Source organism: Agathobaculum sp. NTUH-O15-33 (assembly GCF_033193315.1).
Classification (GTDB): domain Bacteria; phylum Bacillota; class Clostridia; order Oscillospirales; family Butyricicoccaceae; genus Agathobaculum; species Agathobaculum faecihominis_A.
Genome location: NZ_CP136187.1, coordinates 3,264,107 through 3,277,514, shown reverse-complemented (window position 1 = coordinate 3,277,514; position 13,408 = coordinate 3,264,107). Strand labels below are relative to the sequence as shown.

Annotated in this window: 19 protein-coding genes; 14 read left to right on the top strand and 5 right to left on the bottom strand. The window is 53.5% G+C overall.

Features of this window, described 5'->3' with window-relative positions:
• Positions 1-109 precede the first annotated feature (109 nt).
• Positions 110-358, bottom strand: coding sequence for an AbrB/MazE/SpoVT family DNA-binding domain-containing protein (locus tag RWV98_RS15970; RefSeq protein ID WP_317861998.1), 249 nt, complete (start codon positions 356-358; stop codon positions 110-112).
• 157 nt (positions 359-515) lie between these two features.
• Between RWV98_RS15970 and RWV98_RS15965 the strand changes: the two genes are divergently transcribed.
• Both RWV98_RS15965 and RWV98_RS15960 read left to right on the top strand, forming a co-directional pair.
• Positions 516-854 carry a helix-turn-helix domain-containing protein gene (locus RWV98_RS15965; protein WP_280962901.1) on the top strand — a complete coding sequence of 113 codons (339 nt, stop codon included), beginning with the start codon at positions 516-518 and terminating at the stop codon, positions 852-854.
• A 97-nt stretch (positions 855-951) separates the two neighbouring features.
• Positions 952-1,767: a hypothetical protein gene (locus RWV98_RS15960; RefSeq protein ID WP_317861996.1), complete on the top strand. Its 816-nt coding sequence runs from the start codon at positions 952-954 to the stop codon at positions 1,765-1,767.
• 30 nt (positions 1,768-1,797) lie between these two features.
• On the opposite strand, the gene RWV98_RS15955 is transcribed toward RWV98_RS15960, so the two are convergent.
• The 4 genes from RWV98_RS15955 to RWV98_RS15940 form a co-directional block, all read right to left on the bottom strand.
• Positions 1,798-2,229 (bottom strand): ImmA/IrrE family metallo-endopeptidase, encoded by a 432-nt coding sequence (locus tag RWV98_RS15955; RefSeq protein WP_280962903.1) that lies wholly within the window; start codon positions 2,227-2,229, stop codon positions 1,798-1,800.
• A 3-nt stretch (positions 2,230-2,232) separates the two neighbouring features.
• Positions 2,233-2,589 carry a helix-turn-helix domain-containing protein gene (locus tag RWV98_RS15950; RefSeq protein ID WP_280962904.1) on the bottom strand — a complete coding sequence of 119 codons (357 nt, stop codon included), beginning with the start codon at positions 2,587-2,589 and terminating at the stop codon, positions 2,233-2,235.
• Between the two features lie 284 nt (positions 2,590-2,873).
• Complete coding sequence (locus RWV98_RS15945; RefSeq protein WP_280962925.1) at positions 2,874-3,104, bottom strand: hypothetical protein; 231 nt, start codon at positions 3,102-3,104, stop codon at positions 2,874-2,876.
• Between the two features lie 17 nt (positions 3,105-3,121).
• Positions 3,122-3,328 (bottom strand): hypothetical protein, encoded by a 207-nt coding sequence (locus RWV98_RS15940; protein WP_280962905.1) that lies wholly within the window; start codon positions 3,326-3,328, stop codon positions 3,122-3,124.
• A 200-nt stretch (positions 3,329-3,528) separates the two neighbouring features.
• Here RWV98_RS15940 and RWV98_RS15935 point away from each other — a divergent pair, with 200 nt between their 5' ends.
• From RWV98_RS15935 to RWV98_RS15880, 12 genes are all read left to right on the top strand, one after another.
• A complete protein-coding gene (locus tag RWV98_RS15935) occupies positions 3,529-3,936 on the top strand; it encodes a phage tail terminator family protein (RefSeq protein ID WP_317861994.1) in 408 nt (135 codons plus the stop codon).
• A gap of 67 nt (positions 3,937-4,003) precedes the next feature.
• On the top strand, positions 4,004-5,314 hold the full coding sequence (locus RWV98_RS15930) for a phage tail sheath family protein (RefSeq protein ID WP_317861992.1): 1,311 nt from the start codon (positions 4,004-4,006) through the stop codon (positions 5,312-5,314).
• A 13-nt stretch (positions 5,315-5,327) separates the two neighbouring features.
• The gene (locus tag RWV98_RS15925) at positions 5,328-5,801 is read left to right on the top strand and encodes a phage tail tube protein (RefSeq protein WP_317861990.1); all 474 of its coding nucleotides are present in this window, start codon (positions 5,328-5,330) and stop codon (positions 5,799-5,801) included.
• Complete coding sequence (locus RWV98_RS15920; protein ID WP_317861988.1) at positions 5,801-6,232, top strand: phage tail assembly chaperone; 432 nt, start codon at positions 5,801-5,803, stop codon at positions 6,230-6,232. Before RWV98_RS15925 ends, RWV98_RS15920 begins: the two co-directional genes overlap by 1 nt.
• Before the next feature lie 244 nt (positions 6,233-6,476).
• Complete coding sequence (locus tag RWV98_RS15915; RefSeq protein WP_317865785.1) at positions 6,477-7,721, top strand: tape measure protein; 1,245 nt, start codon at positions 6,477-6,479, stop codon at positions 7,719-7,721.
• Positions 7,636-8,580 (top strand): hypothetical protein, encoded by a 945-nt coding sequence (locus RWV98_RS15910; protein WP_317861986.1) that lies wholly within the window; start codon positions 7,636-7,638, stop codon positions 8,578-8,580. Before RWV98_RS15915 ends, RWV98_RS15910 begins: the two co-directional genes overlap by 86 nt.
• Positions 8,580-9,284 carry a LysM peptidoglycan-binding domain-containing protein gene (locus RWV98_RS15905; RefSeq protein WP_317861985.1) on the top strand — a complete coding sequence of 235 codons (705 nt, stop codon included), beginning with the start codon at positions 8,580-8,582 and terminating at the stop codon, positions 9,282-9,284. Before RWV98_RS15910 ends, RWV98_RS15905 begins: the two co-directional genes overlap by 1 nt.
• 14 nt (positions 9,285-9,298) lie before the next feature.
• Entirely contained in the window at positions 9,299-11,152 is a 1,854-nt protein-coding gene (locus tag RWV98_RS15900; RefSeq protein WP_317861984.1) for an XkdQ/YqbQ family protein, read from the top strand.
• Positions 11,145-11,408 carry a DUF2577 domain-containing protein gene (locus tag RWV98_RS15895; RefSeq protein WP_317861982.1) on the top strand — a complete coding sequence of 88 codons (264 nt, stop codon included), beginning with the start codon at positions 11,145-11,147 and terminating at the stop codon, positions 11,406-11,408. The genes RWV98_RS15900 and RWV98_RS15895 overlap by 8 nt, the downstream gene beginning before the upstream one ends.
• Positions 11,408-11,827 (top strand): DUF2634 domain-containing protein, encoded by a 420-nt coding sequence (locus RWV98_RS15890; protein WP_317861980.1) that lies wholly within the window; start codon positions 11,408-11,410, stop codon positions 11,825-11,827. The genes RWV98_RS15895 and RWV98_RS15890 overlap by 1 nt, the downstream gene beginning before the upstream one ends.
• Complete coding sequence (locus tag RWV98_RS15885; protein WP_317861978.1) at positions 11,824-12,906, top strand: baseplate J/gp47 family protein; 1,083 nt, start codon at positions 11,824-11,826, stop codon at positions 12,904-12,906. Before RWV98_RS15890 ends, RWV98_RS15885 begins: the two co-directional genes overlap by 4 nt.
• Positions 12,903-13,223, top strand: a complete 321-nt coding sequence (locus RWV98_RS15880) for a putative phage tail protein (protein WP_317861976.1) — start codon at positions 12,903-12,905, stop codon at positions 13,221-13,223. The genes RWV98_RS15885 and RWV98_RS15880 overlap by 4 nt, the downstream gene beginning before the upstream one ends.
• Positions 13,224-13,408: the final 185 nt, after the last annotated feature.

The window sequence follows — 13,408 nt, the reverse complement described above, 5'->3', positions numbered from 1 at the left end:
GTCTAAATAAAGCCCATGCGTTTTGTATATATGGTTGACAGAGCGGCGTTTTCGCAAAAAAATAAGCGCGTTGCAGCGGAAAGCAACGCGCTCTTACTCTGTATTTGGTTTACTCGGCGATTTTTGCAATATCATACATGCAGCCCTTACATACATTTTTGTTCTTATAATGGATGACGTATTTCGCGTTTCCGCAAAAGACACAGGCGGGCTCATACTTTTTCAGAACGATCTGGTCGCCGTCCACATAAATTTCCAGAGAATCCCTCACGCTGATATCCAGCGTTCTGCGCAATTCCATAGGGAGCACGATTCTGCCAAGTTCATCTACTTTCCTAACAATACCGGTACTTTTCATCATTATCACTCTTTCATCCATCTTTTCTCAAATTGTACCATGATTCGACAACTGAATCAATAGATTATAATTGCATTCTATTGATTATTTCACTTGTTCTTATGGAAATATACTATAGTAATAATGATTTATTCGATAGGTTAAATAGGTGTATAAAATGGCAGAATTTTATCAAATTGTAGGTGGACGCGTCCGTGCGCTGCGCGAAAAACGAAATATGACGAGGGAAGAATTGGCGGAAGCCGCGAACATATCGCCCCAATTTTTGGCTAATGTGGAGAATGGTGCGCGGGGGATATCGGCAAAGACCGCGCTCGGTCTGGCGCAGGGGCTGCAAGTGAGCACCGATTACCTGCTGACCGGCACCGAGCGGCTCGATCCGGTCATGCTGGCCGCGGAAGCGATCGCTTCGCTCAATGCCGACCAGCGCGAATTTGCCGCGGAATCGCTATACGCGATCGCGAATATCATGCTGAAAGCCCGCGAGGAGAAATAAGGAAGCGCCCGGACTTTGCCATCCGGGCGCTTTTATGCGCTTGAAAATACAGCGCGCTGTGCTATGATGAAAAAAACAGAAAGATGGGGTGGCATAGATGGAGGAAAAGAAGGGCATGTGCTTTGTCATTATGCCGATCAGCGACCCGTCGGGTTATGACGAGGGACATTTTGCAAGCATTTATCGCGACATTTTCCGGCCCGCGATAGAGTCAGCGGGCTATGAGCCGCACCGAGTGGACGAGGATTCCAGCAGTGGACTGATTCAAGCTAAAATCATTGAAAATTTGATCCAAGCACCGATGGCGGTCTGTGATCTGAGCACGCGCAACCCAAACGTTTTGTTCGAGCTGGGCATCCGTCAGGCGTTTGATAAGCCCGTGGTGCTTGTGCAGGAAAAGGGGACCGAGCGCATTTTTGATATCAACGGTATTTCCTGTTTGGACTATGACCCCCGTTTGCTATATAGCGAGGTGCTGAAAAGTCAGGACTGCATCCGGCGGGCGATCTTAGAGACCGAGAGCAAGCCGCGCTACAACTCACTGATCAAGCTACTTAAATTATCGAGCGCAAAAATGCCCGAGGAGGGCTTAAGCAAAAACGAGATGAACGAGGTAATGCTCAACAGCATCATGGGCGCGGTACGTGAACTGAAAAAGGAACTGTCTGATGTAAAACAATGCTATTTCTTGGCGGATAAGCGGGAGACGCAGGATGCGCGGGACACGGTTGCGACGCCGGAAGAGCGCGCAGAGCGGGAAGCGATCCAAAATAAATTGTGGAAAACTTATATGGTAACACAGCAAACGCTGAAATCGTTACCGCCACTCGATGAGAAGCAGATGAAAATATTGAAGGACGCGATCAAACAGGCCAAAGAGATTAATCAGTTTATTCCAACGCCGGACGAGTAAAGCGTCGAGGCGATGTCGCTGCGCGGGATACTATAGTTCGTTTGTGAAGCGGTAGCCCTTTTGGCCGGTGTAGTAGGCGACGGTCCAGTTGAGAAAGGACTCGGTTACGCCGAAGTGCTCGGCAAGCTCCCACGGGTCGGTAAGGCCCGCAGCGACCGCCGCGCGAAGCTGGGGCCAAGGGATCAGCCGCCGCGCCGCCCATACGTTGGCGCGGTGTTCGTGCCGGCCGCGGGTCTCCAACGGGCATAGCTCCGTGTAAAACGCGCCGCGCATGCAGTGGCCCAGCTCGTGCGCGAGCTTAACCGTTTCATCCGCCTGTGAGCGAAGCATGGCGGGATCGAGCGCGATGGCGCACGTATCCCCCACTTGGGCGGCCAGCGCTTCCGCTTTTTTCATGGGCGTTTCATAGATGTCGATCTCTTGCGCGCGCGCCAGCGCGCGAAGCTTCTCCCGCTGGGTCATGAGCTATTTTCCTTTCTTTTTCCGCTGCTCCATCATGGTGCGCGCCAGCGCCATAACGTCTTCCATTAGGTCGTCGTCCACATCCGGGTCACCGAAGACCGCGAACTTGATATCTTCTCGCCGAAGGCCCGCCGGTTTACCGGCGGGCTTCTCTTGTGCCGTGCCGCAAAGCAGTTCGTCCGCCGTGACATGCAGAAATTCAGCGATCCTTGTGAGCGTTTCCGAGGTGAGCGATTTCTTTCTGCCCGCCTTTAGATCGGACATGGTGCTTTTGCTCATGCCAAGCCGCAGGCACATGGCGCTGGGCGATATGCCCTGTGCCGCGCAGGCGGCTTTAATATTTGTGTACAGATCGGTCATAAACGTATGCTCCTTTTTGTGCACAACGCTGAAAGTACTGAAAAACGCTCTTTTGCATTGACAAGTACTGAAATAAGTACTATCATGAATACAGAAAGTACGCAATAGCGTTCATGCGGTTGGTATAACCTTATAATAGTACGATTATGCGTACCTGTCAACGGATTTTGACCAAAAGAAGCACAGTATAGGGGGATAATTCCATGATACCACAGAACAAGTCCGTTAATCGGGACTTGCAGAACAGCGAGGCGATAAAAAACCGCCCCCGAGGGGGCGGTGATTTAAGGGGTTGCGTCGCCGACGGAGCCGTCGCCCTTGAGCTCATGAAAGACCTTGAGCGGGGTTCGGTCGCCGTTTTCTATAATGGGGCGAGCCTTTTCGTGTCCATGCTTTGCATGCCCCTGTAATTCCGGAACGGGCGCGGTAGCGTTCTTTGCAAAATGGTTGCGCTGGTGCGCTTCCGTGCCGTGCGGCGCCTCCGGATCGGGACGGCGCATACCTGCTTTAGCCATAGCGATAACCTCCTGTTTTAGCTCTGCATGCGGTAGTTTTCATTGTTCAGGCATGCTTCGATGCGGATGTTAGACACGCGAGTGTCGTCATACAGGACATCGACCGCGTGGCTCTTGGCGTCGATATCCATTTCGACAACACCCGGGATTGAGCTGAGCTGGGTTTTCAGCGCGGGGTCGTCCGGCGTGCCGACGCATTGGAAATGAACGTTTTTCAAAGACATAAAAATCACCTCATCCCTAGCGTTTGCCAAAGAAAGGGTAAACATGCATGACAAAAGAGAGGAGAAAAACAAAATGACCATGAAAACGAGCGGCCGATCACGGCCCCGTGGGGAACGCGCCCCGCCTAGGCCGGCCGGCGGCGGGACACGCGGAAAGATCCCCGACAGAAAACATGCGCGGCAGTTTTGGGAGGCGGTAAATGAACATCACACAGAAAATCGCGGACGCGATCCGCACGGTTTATCCGGCGGAAAGCTGCGGCCTGTACACCGAGGAGCCGGAAACGGGCTTTGCAAAGCCTTGCTTTGTCATTGCGCCGATAAAGGGCGGCGCGCAGCCGTATCCCGGGGAGCGGCTGTTGCTGGAAGAGCAATTCGCGGTGCGGTACTATCCCGGCGAGATGGGCCCGTATGCGGAATGCGTACAAGCGGCGCAAACGCTTTTCGGCCTGCTTGGCGTACTCCCCGGTGTGCGTGCGGCGGCTATGAACTGGGAGGTGACGGAGGGAGCGCTTTACTTTACGGCGGCCTACTCTCACTTTGTCCGCACGGCGCGCGAGGCGGAGCCGATGGACACGCTTCGCCAGACGCAGGACGTGAAAGCATGAAAAACATAACCCGGATTGAAAAACAACAAAACAACAGGAATGGTTTGAAAGGAACGGTGAAGTAAACATGGCACTTGGCGGCGGAACTTGGCAGACGCAGAATAAGCCTCTGCCCGGCAGCTACATCAACTTTGTATCGGCTTCCCGCGCGACGGCGGCACTGTCCGACCGCGGCGTGGCGGCCATGCCCCTTGTCTGGGGCTGGGGCCCGGAAGGCGAGGTGTTCGAGGTAACGGCGGAGGCTTTCCAGAAGGATTCGCTTTCACGCTTCGGATACGATTACACGCATGAAAAAATGAAGGGTCTACGCGATCTGTTTTCCAACATCCGCAAGGCGTATTTTTATCGCTTGGGCACGGGCGTGAAGGCGGCGAACGATTTCGCTACCGCGAAATACACCGGCACGCGCGGCAACGATATCCAAATCGCGATTGCGAAAAACGCGGCGGACGCGGACAAGTTTGACGTTTCCACCCTGCTGGACGGCCGTGTGCGCGATCAGCAAACGGTAGCGGCGGCAGGCGAGCTGAAAAACAACGATCTTGTCACTTGGAAGACGAGCGCCACGCTTGCGGCAACGGCGGGTACGCCACTGACCGAGGGCGCGGACGCGGCGGCATTAACCGGCGACGATTATCAGGCGTTTTTGGATAAGGTGGAGCCGTACAGCTTTAACACATTGGGCTGCGCGACCACGGATGAGGCGGTAAAAGCGCTGTTCGTTCAGTTCACCAAGCGCCTGCGCGACGAGCAGGGCGTCAAGTTTCAGACCGTGCTGTACCGCCCCGGCGCGGTCGATCACGAGGGCGTCATCGGCGTGCAGAACGAGGTGACAGACGAAGGCTGGCCGGAATCGTCCCTTGTTTACTGGGTGACCGGCGCAGAGGCCGGCTGCGCGGTTAACAGGAGCGTGCAGAACGCCAAATACAACGGCGAATTTACCGTGGACGCGGCACTCAGCCAAGAACAACTGGCCGATGCGTTGGCAAAGGGTCAGTTTGTGATGCACCGCGTGGGCGACGAAACGCGCGTGCTGGACGATATCAACACCTTTGTTTCCTTTACGGAGGGCAAGGGAGAAGATTTCGCGGCCAATCAGACTGTGCGCGTGCTCGACCAGATCGGCAACGATGTGGCCGTGCTGTTCAGCGATAAATATCTGGGCGCGATCCCGAACGACAACGCGGGCCGCGTGAGCTTCTGGAGCGACGTTGTATCGCTTTTGGAGAAATTACAGGCCATGCGCGCAATCGAAAACTTCGTTTCAGACGATGTGACGGTGGCGCAGGGGGAAAGCAAAAAGGCGGTCGTATGCGGCGCATCGGTGACCCCGGTCAACGCGATGAGCAAGCTGTATATGACGGTAACGGTAAATTAAGGAGGGACAGAAATTGAACGATACGGTACTTGACGCAAGAGACGCGATCTCCGGTTCGCTGGCAAGCTGCTTTGTCACCATCGACGGCAGCCGCTATAAGTTTTTACAAATGACCGAGTTTAGCGCGACTTATAAGCCAAACATTGTTGACGTGCCCATTCTCGGCCGCGTTAACAAGGGCCACAAGACGGTGGGGGGCACAGGCGAATTTTCCGGTAAGGCGCACTACAACCAGTCCGTGCTGCGCCGGGTGATGAAGACCTATCAGGATACCGGCTATATGCCGGAGCTTGAAATCCAGATCGAAAACGAAGACCCCTCGGCGGCGGTGGGCCGCCAGTCGACCATCCTAAAGGGCTGCCTGCTGGACAGCGTGGTGGTCGCCAAGTTCGCGGCGGGCGAAAATCTACTGGACGAAGAGCTATCGGGCACCTTCGACAAGTTTGAGCTGCCCGAGACCTTTGAAGAACTGGAGGGCATGCGATAATGGATTTTCAGGAATTTATGCTGGGCAACGCCTTGCCGGTGGAAAACCGCAAGGTAACGGTATCAAAGCGCTTTGTAAAGGACGGCAAGGCCATTCCGTGGGAGATCCGCGCGATCACCAACGACGAGGACGAAACGCTGCGCAAGACCTTTATGCGACGCGTTCCGGCTCCGGGCAAGGCGGGCAAGCGCGGCCAGTATGTGCAGGATTTTGACGGTCCGGGCTATATGTCCGCTTTGTGCGCGGCCTGTGTGGTCTACCCCAATCTGAATGACGCCGCGTTGCAGGACAGCTACAAGGTGAAGGACGCGGAAGCGCTCCTGCGCGCCATGCTGACCCCCGGCGAGCTGGGCGATCTTGCCGCTGAGGTGCAGGAGCACTGCGGCTTTGACGTTTCGATGGCGGACAAGGTGGAAGAAGCAAAAAACTAATAGAGGGGGGCGACAGTGATGCGAACCTTGCTTACTATTGCCTCCACAAGCTCCACCTGTTGCCTTCTCAGTTCCTTGCCCTGCCCGTAAACGAGCGGGCCTTCCTCACCGCCGCTATCGAGTTGCGGATCGAGGCTGAGCGCAAAGCGGAACGGGAGGCAAAGCGGAAGTAAGGGACCGCGCCGCGCTGCGGGGCGGCGCGGTTACCTTGGAGTTTTTTTAGGAAGGAGGATTGCCGGTGGTAATGGAGAAAAGCCTACAGCTGTATGATGGCACGGCGAGCGCGTTAGCAAGCATAAATCAGGCGCTGACGGTGACTAATAGCGGATTTCGCCAACTACAACTAACGGCTGGGCCAGCAGTACCGGTTGTGGAGCTGGCAGCAGCTAATGAGCAGCTACACAGTATGGGAGCACAGGCTGAGGCGGCAAGCCAGCAGCAGGAGCAACTGGGAAATAAACTAAAAGAAACAAAGCCGCATGCTGAGAGCCTGAGCGGTCGCATAAAAAGCATATCCTCGGCACTCAAGAGTATCAAGTCCGTTACAGATTTAGCAGACGGCATGGCTCAGACAACGGCGCGATTGAATCAGATGAACGATGGTCTGCAGTCGACCGGCCAACTACAAGATATGGTGTATGCAGCGGCGCAGCGTTCGCGCACCGCTTATCTGCAAACGGCAGAAACCGTGGCTAAGCTGGGACAGAACGCGGGGAACGCGTTTTCCAGCAGTGCGGAAACCGTGGCTTTTGCCGAGCAGCTGAACAAGCAGTTTGTGCTCGCGGGCACGTCGCAAGACAAGTCAGCTGCGGCAACGAGCAAATTGACACAGGCGCTTGCCACGGGTGTCATACGCGGAGAGGATTTTAATGCACTGATGGATGCCGCGCCGAACGCGATACAAACCGTCGCGGATTATATGGGCAAGCCTGTGGAAGCGGTGCGCGATCTGGCAACACAGGGACAGCTTTCGGCAGCGGTCTTTAAGAACGCGCTGCTATCGGCTACGGCAGAAACGGATGAGAAACTAGCGGCCATGCCGATGACGTGGGGACAGGTATGGCAAACCTTTTCGGATTATGCGTTGCACGCCTTCGGTCCGATCATGCAGGCGCTGAGCGATCTGGCGAATAGCGATATGGTACAAAATATGATCTCCGGTGTAATTGGCGCATTGCAGGTAGTGGCGCCTCTAGTGACCGAGACGTTCAATACACTGGTAGGCTTGGCCGAATGGGTTACTGATAATTGGAGTTGGCTGGTACCGATTATTTTAGGCGTTGCGGCGGCAATCGGAATATATAAAACGGCTACCTTGGCTTCCAGCCGGCATCGAAGCAATATTGACGGGCGCAAGAAAAATAGCCACGGCAGCACAACTACAGCTGAACGCGGCGATGGCGATGTCCCCAATCACTTGGATCATTATCGCCGTTGTTGCATTAATCGCGGTGTTTTATGCGGTCGTAGCGGCGATCAACAAATTTAAAGGAACCTCTGTCAGCGCGACCGGTCTGATCGCAGGCAACTTTATGAGGCTGTTTGCTTATATATACAACAACTTTGCCCTGCCTATTTGGAACCTTTTTGCTGATATTGCAAACTTTTTTGGGAATGTGTTTAAGAATCCGGTAGCATCTATTTATATTTTGTTTTTACAGTTGAACCAGAAGGTAGTCGGCACCATGCTGAAGATGGCGCGGTCCATTGAAACCCTGATCAACAAGATTCCCGGCGTAACGATTGATATCACATCGGGATTAGACCGTTTTTATGACGGTTATACCGATCAGATCAATAAGGTGAAGGATGAGACCGGCTGGACTGAGTTTGTACAGCAGGGACATGCGCTAGACACCGAACAAGCAAATAAAAATGGCTATGATGCGGGTGCGAATTTTGAGAACGCCTTTAGTACAGATAATATTTTTGGCGGCGCATCAAATCCGCTCAATGGCCTGCCTTATGACGAGTTATTGGGAAACAGCTTGCCCGGCGGCGCGACGGGAGAGGTGCCAGATGGAGTGTCAGGCATTGCTCCCAGCGGACTATATAGTGGCATGTACAGCGGGAGCGGTTCTTACGACCCCGCGCAGGATATTAATACAACTGCGGAAAATACCGGTATCATGGCTGAATCGCTGGCCATGTCGAGCGAAGATATCCAGTTGCTGCGTGATATCGCGGAACGGCAGGCGATCAACCAGTTTACCACTGCCGAAATTAAGGTAGATATGGTGAACCATAACTCGATCGCCTCCGACATGGATATTGACGGCGTTGTGAATGTTCTCGAGGCTAAGGTCGCGGAAAAGATGGCGGTATGTGCCGAGGGGGTGCATAGCTGATGTATCAATTCTTTTTGGACGGCGTGCTGTTGCCTGTTACGCCTTCGTCCATGACGCTAAAGGTTGCAAATCAGAACGACACGATCACCTTGATTAACGAGGGGGAGGTGAGCGTACTCAAACGGCCCGGCCTGAGCAAAATCTCTTTTGAAGCGCTGCTGCCAAATCGGAAGTATTCGTTTGCGCAATATCAAAGCGGCTTCCAAAGCGCCCAGTACTTTCTATCCCTGCTGGAAAACCTAAAGACCGGCTGTGCGCCGTTTATGTTTGAAGTGATCCGCATGGATGATAGGGGCACGGTGCTGATCGAAGCGAGATCCATGCAGGTATCTCTGGAAGCGTACGAGCTGCTGGAGGACGCAGACCGGCACGGGACCGATGTGCTGGCCAAGATCGATCTCCGGCAATGGCGGGCCTGTAAGACCGCACGGGTGGAATTTCAGCAGGCTGAGGATGGGACGGTCGCGGAAGTGACTGAGCAGCGTGAAACGACCACGGCGCCTTCCGCGCCCGTGTACACTGTTCAGCCCGGGGACAATCTTTGGGAGATCGCGCGTATCAAGCTGGGAGACGGTATGCGTATGAGCGAAATATATCGGCTGAATCAAGACACGATCGAGGCGGAAGCAAAAAAACATGGGTTAGCAAGTTCATCAAACGGACACTGGATTTATCCCGGCACCGTTTTGATGCTGCCGGGATAAGGAGGATATAACAAATGGGTAAATACGTTTGGCCGTGTCCGAGCTACAGCTATGTTTCAAGCCCATTTGGGCCGCGTAATATCTCCACTCCCGGCGCGTCCCGTTATCATAAGGGCGTTGATCTGGCGGCCGCAGACGGCGTGCCGATCATTGCAGCCGGTAATGGTACAGTAAGTATCTCAGACTATGAAAAGCAAGGTTACGGAAACTGGATCGAGCTGGATCACGGCGGCGGTATTACGACGCGTTACGCGCATGCGAGCAAACGTCTGGTTTCAGCCGGTGCAAAAGTATCGGCTGGACAGACGATCGCACTCGTTGGTACCACTGGAACTTCGTCGGGGTGTCATCTGCATTTTGAAATTCGGGTTAACGGGGTAGCCCGAGACCCCTTGAATTTCGTCAAAGACAGCGACACGGTATCCAACTACACCGGCAAGGCGGGTGCCGGCGCAAAAAATGTTGTCAAGGCCATGTTTACTGCTTATTATCCGGCGAATAACGCCATGGAAGGCGGTTTCCTAGATGCGCTGGGCAACCCGCTGGATACGTCCAAGCGGACCTGCGCGGCGCCGGCGAGCGTGCCCTTCGGCACCAAGATCACGGTGCAGGGGACCGGCAGCGAGCTAGATGGCGTGACCTATACGGTGAATGACCGGGGTGGTGCGATCAATATTCAAAACGGCGTCTATCACTTCGATTTGCTGATGAGCACGAACGAGGAATGTAACCGCTGGGGTGTCAAATATGGCACGGCGATCTTAGACGGCGACGGTGAAGAAATCGATGCGGGACAAAGCTCCAAAGAGATAACCAGAGTTGTGGTCAAGTCGATCACTGGTGTGGCGGGCACGCGCAAGGAGATTTTACGAAAGGCCGAACCGTATTTGTTGGCAGGTGCTGAACTACTGTTGCAAAACAGTAAAATGGAGCTGCAAAATCCGATGGTGGAGGGCGATATCGTTTGGGAGACAACGAGAACCGGCTCACCCGCCTCGCTCAAATTTACGGTTGTCAAAGATGATATCCTAAGCTTTCATGAAGGAAATCCGGTAGCGTTCCGCTTTAACGGCGAGCCGGTGTTTTACGGATATGTGTTTAAAAAGGAACGCAGCGACAGTCGCTTGATCCAAGTGACCTGTTACGACCAGCTACGTTATTTCAAAAACAAAGATTCGATCTCCTATGCGGATTGGACGTACAGCGAGTTGCTTAGAGTGTTAGCAAAGGATTACGGCTTGACCTGCGGGACAATCGTGGATACTAAGTATAAGATACCACAGCGCATAGAGGAAACGACACTGTTCGATATTTGTGGAAACGCCGCAGATGAAACGCTGGTAAACACCGGGAAAATATACGTGTTGTACGATGACTTTGGAAAGTTGATGTTGAAACCCTATGAGAGCATGCTGTTGCCCATCTGGATTGATCAGAATACCGCACAGGAATACAGCTATGCATCTTCTATTGACAACGAGGTTTATGATCGTGTTAAGCTGGCCTATGACAACGGAGAAACAGGCGAGCGCGAGATATATGTAACGAACGATACAGCTTCACAAGGCCGATGGGGCGTGCTGCAATATTATGCGAAGCTGGACAGCGCTCTTTCATCGGCGGATATGCAAACAAAGGCAAAGGTGCTTTTGGATTACTATAACGTGAAGCAGCGCGAGCTGTCGATCAAAAAGGTATTCGGCGACGTGCGTGCCCGCGCGGGGGCATCAGTCGCGGTCGGCATGGGGCTGGGGGACATCAATATCTCGAACTACATGTGCATCGAAAAAGCACGGCATACTTTTTCCTTTGGGCTGCACACGATGGATTTAACGCTAAGCGGCATAAGGGGGGAGTTCCATGCCTGATCTGTTTGAACTGATTAAAACGATTGCCGTAAGCGCGGTGGAAGCGCGAAGGCCGGTTGAGATATGCTTTGGCACGGTGCAGTCGACCGCGCCATTGACGGTACGGCTATCGCAAAAGCTGGTACTGGAAAAAGAATTTTTTATCGTACGGCAGGGAGTGACCACGCAGTCGTTCAAGGTGGGTGACAAGCTGATCTTATTTCGTATGCAGGGCGGACAACAGTATTTGATCTATGACAAAAAGGGAGGATTATAATGCTACCCAACGATTTCAACGACGGGCTGAAAGGTGATTTTACGATTGCTGAGCAGCCGACACAGACCTATCGTCTGGACTTTGACGGTGCACCTGCATCCGGTAAGATTGACGGAGTGGAGGCGATGCGACAGGCGATCCTTCTGGCGCTGAACACCGAGCGGTTCACCTATGCCATCTATTCATGGAATTATGGCATCGAGCTGCGGAGCCTGTTCGGTCAAGGCATAACGCCGTACTTGCAGGCGCGCTTGCAGCACGTAGTAGAGGAGGCTCTGTTACAGGACGATCGAATTTTGCAAGTGACCGGTTTTACCTGTGTGCGAGCCGGGCGGGACGAACTACGGACGAGCTTTATCGTGCACACCACGCAAGGCGATGTCCCATCAGAGCTGAATTGGGGAGGTGAAGCGGCGTGATCGGAAGATATGCGGACCGGATGACGTTTGACGTGATCCTAAAACGAATGCTCGCACGGGTGCCGAATTCTGTCGATAAGCGTGAGGGATCGGTTATTTACGACGCGCTGGCGCCGGCTGCCGCCGAGTTGGCGAAGACGTACATGGAACTGGATGTGGTGATGGACGAGACTTTTGTCGATACAGCGTCGCTGCAATATTTGATACTGCGCTGCAAGGAGCGCGGCGTGCCCGTTCTAGGTGAAACGGCTGCAATCATCCAAGCGGAGACCAGACCGGTTATGCTCGAATTACAGGTGGGCACACGCTTTCGCTGCGGCGCAGTAAATTACGCAGTAAAGGAAAAAATGTCGCCCGGCTTGTATCGGCTGGAATCAGAAACGCCGGGTACAGAAGGGAACCAATATACGGGCACACTGATCCCGATTCAGTCCGTGAACGGACTGCAAAGCGCTGAAATCAAGGGCGTGCTTATCCCCGGCGAGAATGGAGATACGACAGAGACGCTGCGCGAGCGCTATTATGCTTCTATCGATGGTGAATCATTTGGCGGCAATGTGGCCGACTACAAGGAAACGGTTAATGCCCTGCACGGTGTTGGCGGTGTCAAGGTTTACCCGGTGTGGAACGGCGGCGGAACGGTAAAGTTAACGGTTATATCCTCTGATTATACGGTGCCATCCGAGGAGCTAATTGCGGCGGTACAGCAGGAGATTGATCCACAGGCAAACCAAGGGGAAGGGTTGGGGCTGGCGCCGATCGGGCACTCCGTAACGGTAGCGGGCGTCAAAGACGAACCCGTGTCTATCACAACACGCCTTACCTTTATTGACGGCTGGAGATGGGAGGACGCGCGGGAGCAGGTCGAGTTGGCTGTGAGGGATTATTTTGCCGAGCTTGCCGCCGCATGGGCCGATGCGGATGCAACAGTCATCCGAATTGCGCAAATCGAGACCCGAATTTTAGCGCTTTCCTGCGTGCTGGATATTGCGGATACGGCGCTGAACGGTCAAACAAAAAATGTGCAGATCACAACTGACCACATTCCGTCGCTTAAGAAAATTGAGGTGGTTGTATGAGAAAGGAACTTTCGCTCTATTTACCGCCGATTTTATTGCAAACGCAGGCTTTTCAGCTGCTTTGTAGTGTGGAGGATCCCGAGTTAGATGCCCTGTTTGCCTGTGCGGACGAGGTGTTGGATGCACAGTTTATTCACACCGCGCCTGAGCAGGCAGTAGAACGCTATGAAAAAATATACAAGATCGTGCCAAAGGATACAGAAACGTTGGAGGAGCGTCGCTTTCGCGTGCTATCTAAAATCAACGCCCAACTACCGTATACAGTACGCATGCTGGAAGCGACAGTTGGAAACGCTTTGCGGCACGGACGGATATGATGTGGAGTTGGATAACTCGGCGTATCATCTTCTTGTCAAGGTCGCTTTGACGGCAAAAAACAATTTTCAGGCAGTCGGCGATTTGCTGAAGCAGATCGTTCCGGCAAATATGGATACTGTATGTATGCTCAAATATAATCAACATCAAACAATTACGAAATTTACGCACAGTCAGCTCGCGAATT

Bases quoted from the DNA above. Each gene is read 5' to 3' on its own strand.
- RWV98_RS15905 (WP_317861985.1), top strand. From the start codon at position 8,580: ATGTATCAATTCTTTTTGGACGGCGTGCTGTTGCCTGTTACGCCTTCG.
- RWV98_RS15945 (WP_280962925.1), bottom strand. From the start codon at position 3,104: ATGGCTAAAGCAGGTATGCGCCGTCCCGATCCGGAGGCGCCGCACGGC.
- RWV98_RS15880 (WP_317861976.1), top strand. From the start codon at position 12,903: ATGAGAAAGGAACTTTCGCTCTATTTACCGCCGATTTTATTGCAAACG.
- RWV98_RS15930 (WP_317861992.1), top strand. From the start codon at position 4,004: ATGGCACTTGGCGGCGGAACTTGGCAGACGCAGAATAAGCCTCTGCCC.
- RWV98_RS15890 (WP_317861980.1), top strand. From the start codon at position 11,408: ATGCTACCCAACGATTTCAACGACGGGCTGAAAGGTGATTTTACGATT.
- RWV98_RS15910 (WP_317861986.1), top strand. From the start codon at position 7,636: ATGTCCCCAATCACTTGGATCATTATCGCCGTTGTTGCATTAATCGCG.
- RWV98_RS15955 (WP_280962903.1), bottom strand. From the start codon at position 2,229: ATGACCCAGCGGGAGAAGCTTCGCGCGCTGGCGCGCGCGCAAGAGATC.
- RWV98_RS15940 (WP_280962905.1), bottom strand. From the start codon at position 3,328: ATGTCTTTGAAAAACGTTCATTTCCAATGCGTCGGCACGCCGGACGAC.
- RWV98_RS15950 (WP_280962904.1), bottom strand. From the start codon at position 2,589: ATGACCGATCTGTACACAAATATTAAAGCCGCCTGCGCGGCACAGGGC.
- RWV98_RS15900 (WP_317861984.1), top strand. From the start codon at position 9,299: ATGGGTAAATACGTTTGGCCGTGTCCGAGCTACAGCTATGTTTCAAGC.
- RWV98_RS15920 (WP_317861988.1), top strand. From the start codon at position 5,801: ATGGATTTTCAGGAATTTATGCTGGGCAACGCCTTGCCGGTGGAAAAC.
- RWV98_RS15915 (WP_317865785.1), top strand. From the start codon at position 6,477: ATGGAGAAAAGCCTACAGCTGTATGATGGCACGGCGAGCGCGTTAGCA.
- RWV98_RS15935 (WP_317861994.1), top strand. From the start codon at position 3,529: ATGAACATCACACAGAAAATCGCGGACGCGATCCGCACGGTTTATCCG.
- RWV98_RS15895 (WP_317861982.1), top strand. From the start codon at position 11,145: ATGCCTGATCTGTTTGAACTGATTAAAACGATTGCCGTAAGCGCGGTG.
- RWV98_RS15970 (WP_317861998.1), bottom strand. From the start codon at position 358: ATGAAAAGTACCGGTATTGTTAGGAAAGTAGATGAACTTGGCAGAATC.
- RWV98_RS15960 (WP_317861996.1), top strand. From the start codon at position 952: ATGGAGGAAAAGAAGGGCATGTGCTTTGTCATTATGCCGATCAGCGAC.
- RWV98_RS15965 (WP_280962901.1), top strand. From the start codon at position 516: ATGGCAGAATTTTATCAAATTGTAGGTGGACGCGTCCGTGCGCTGCGC.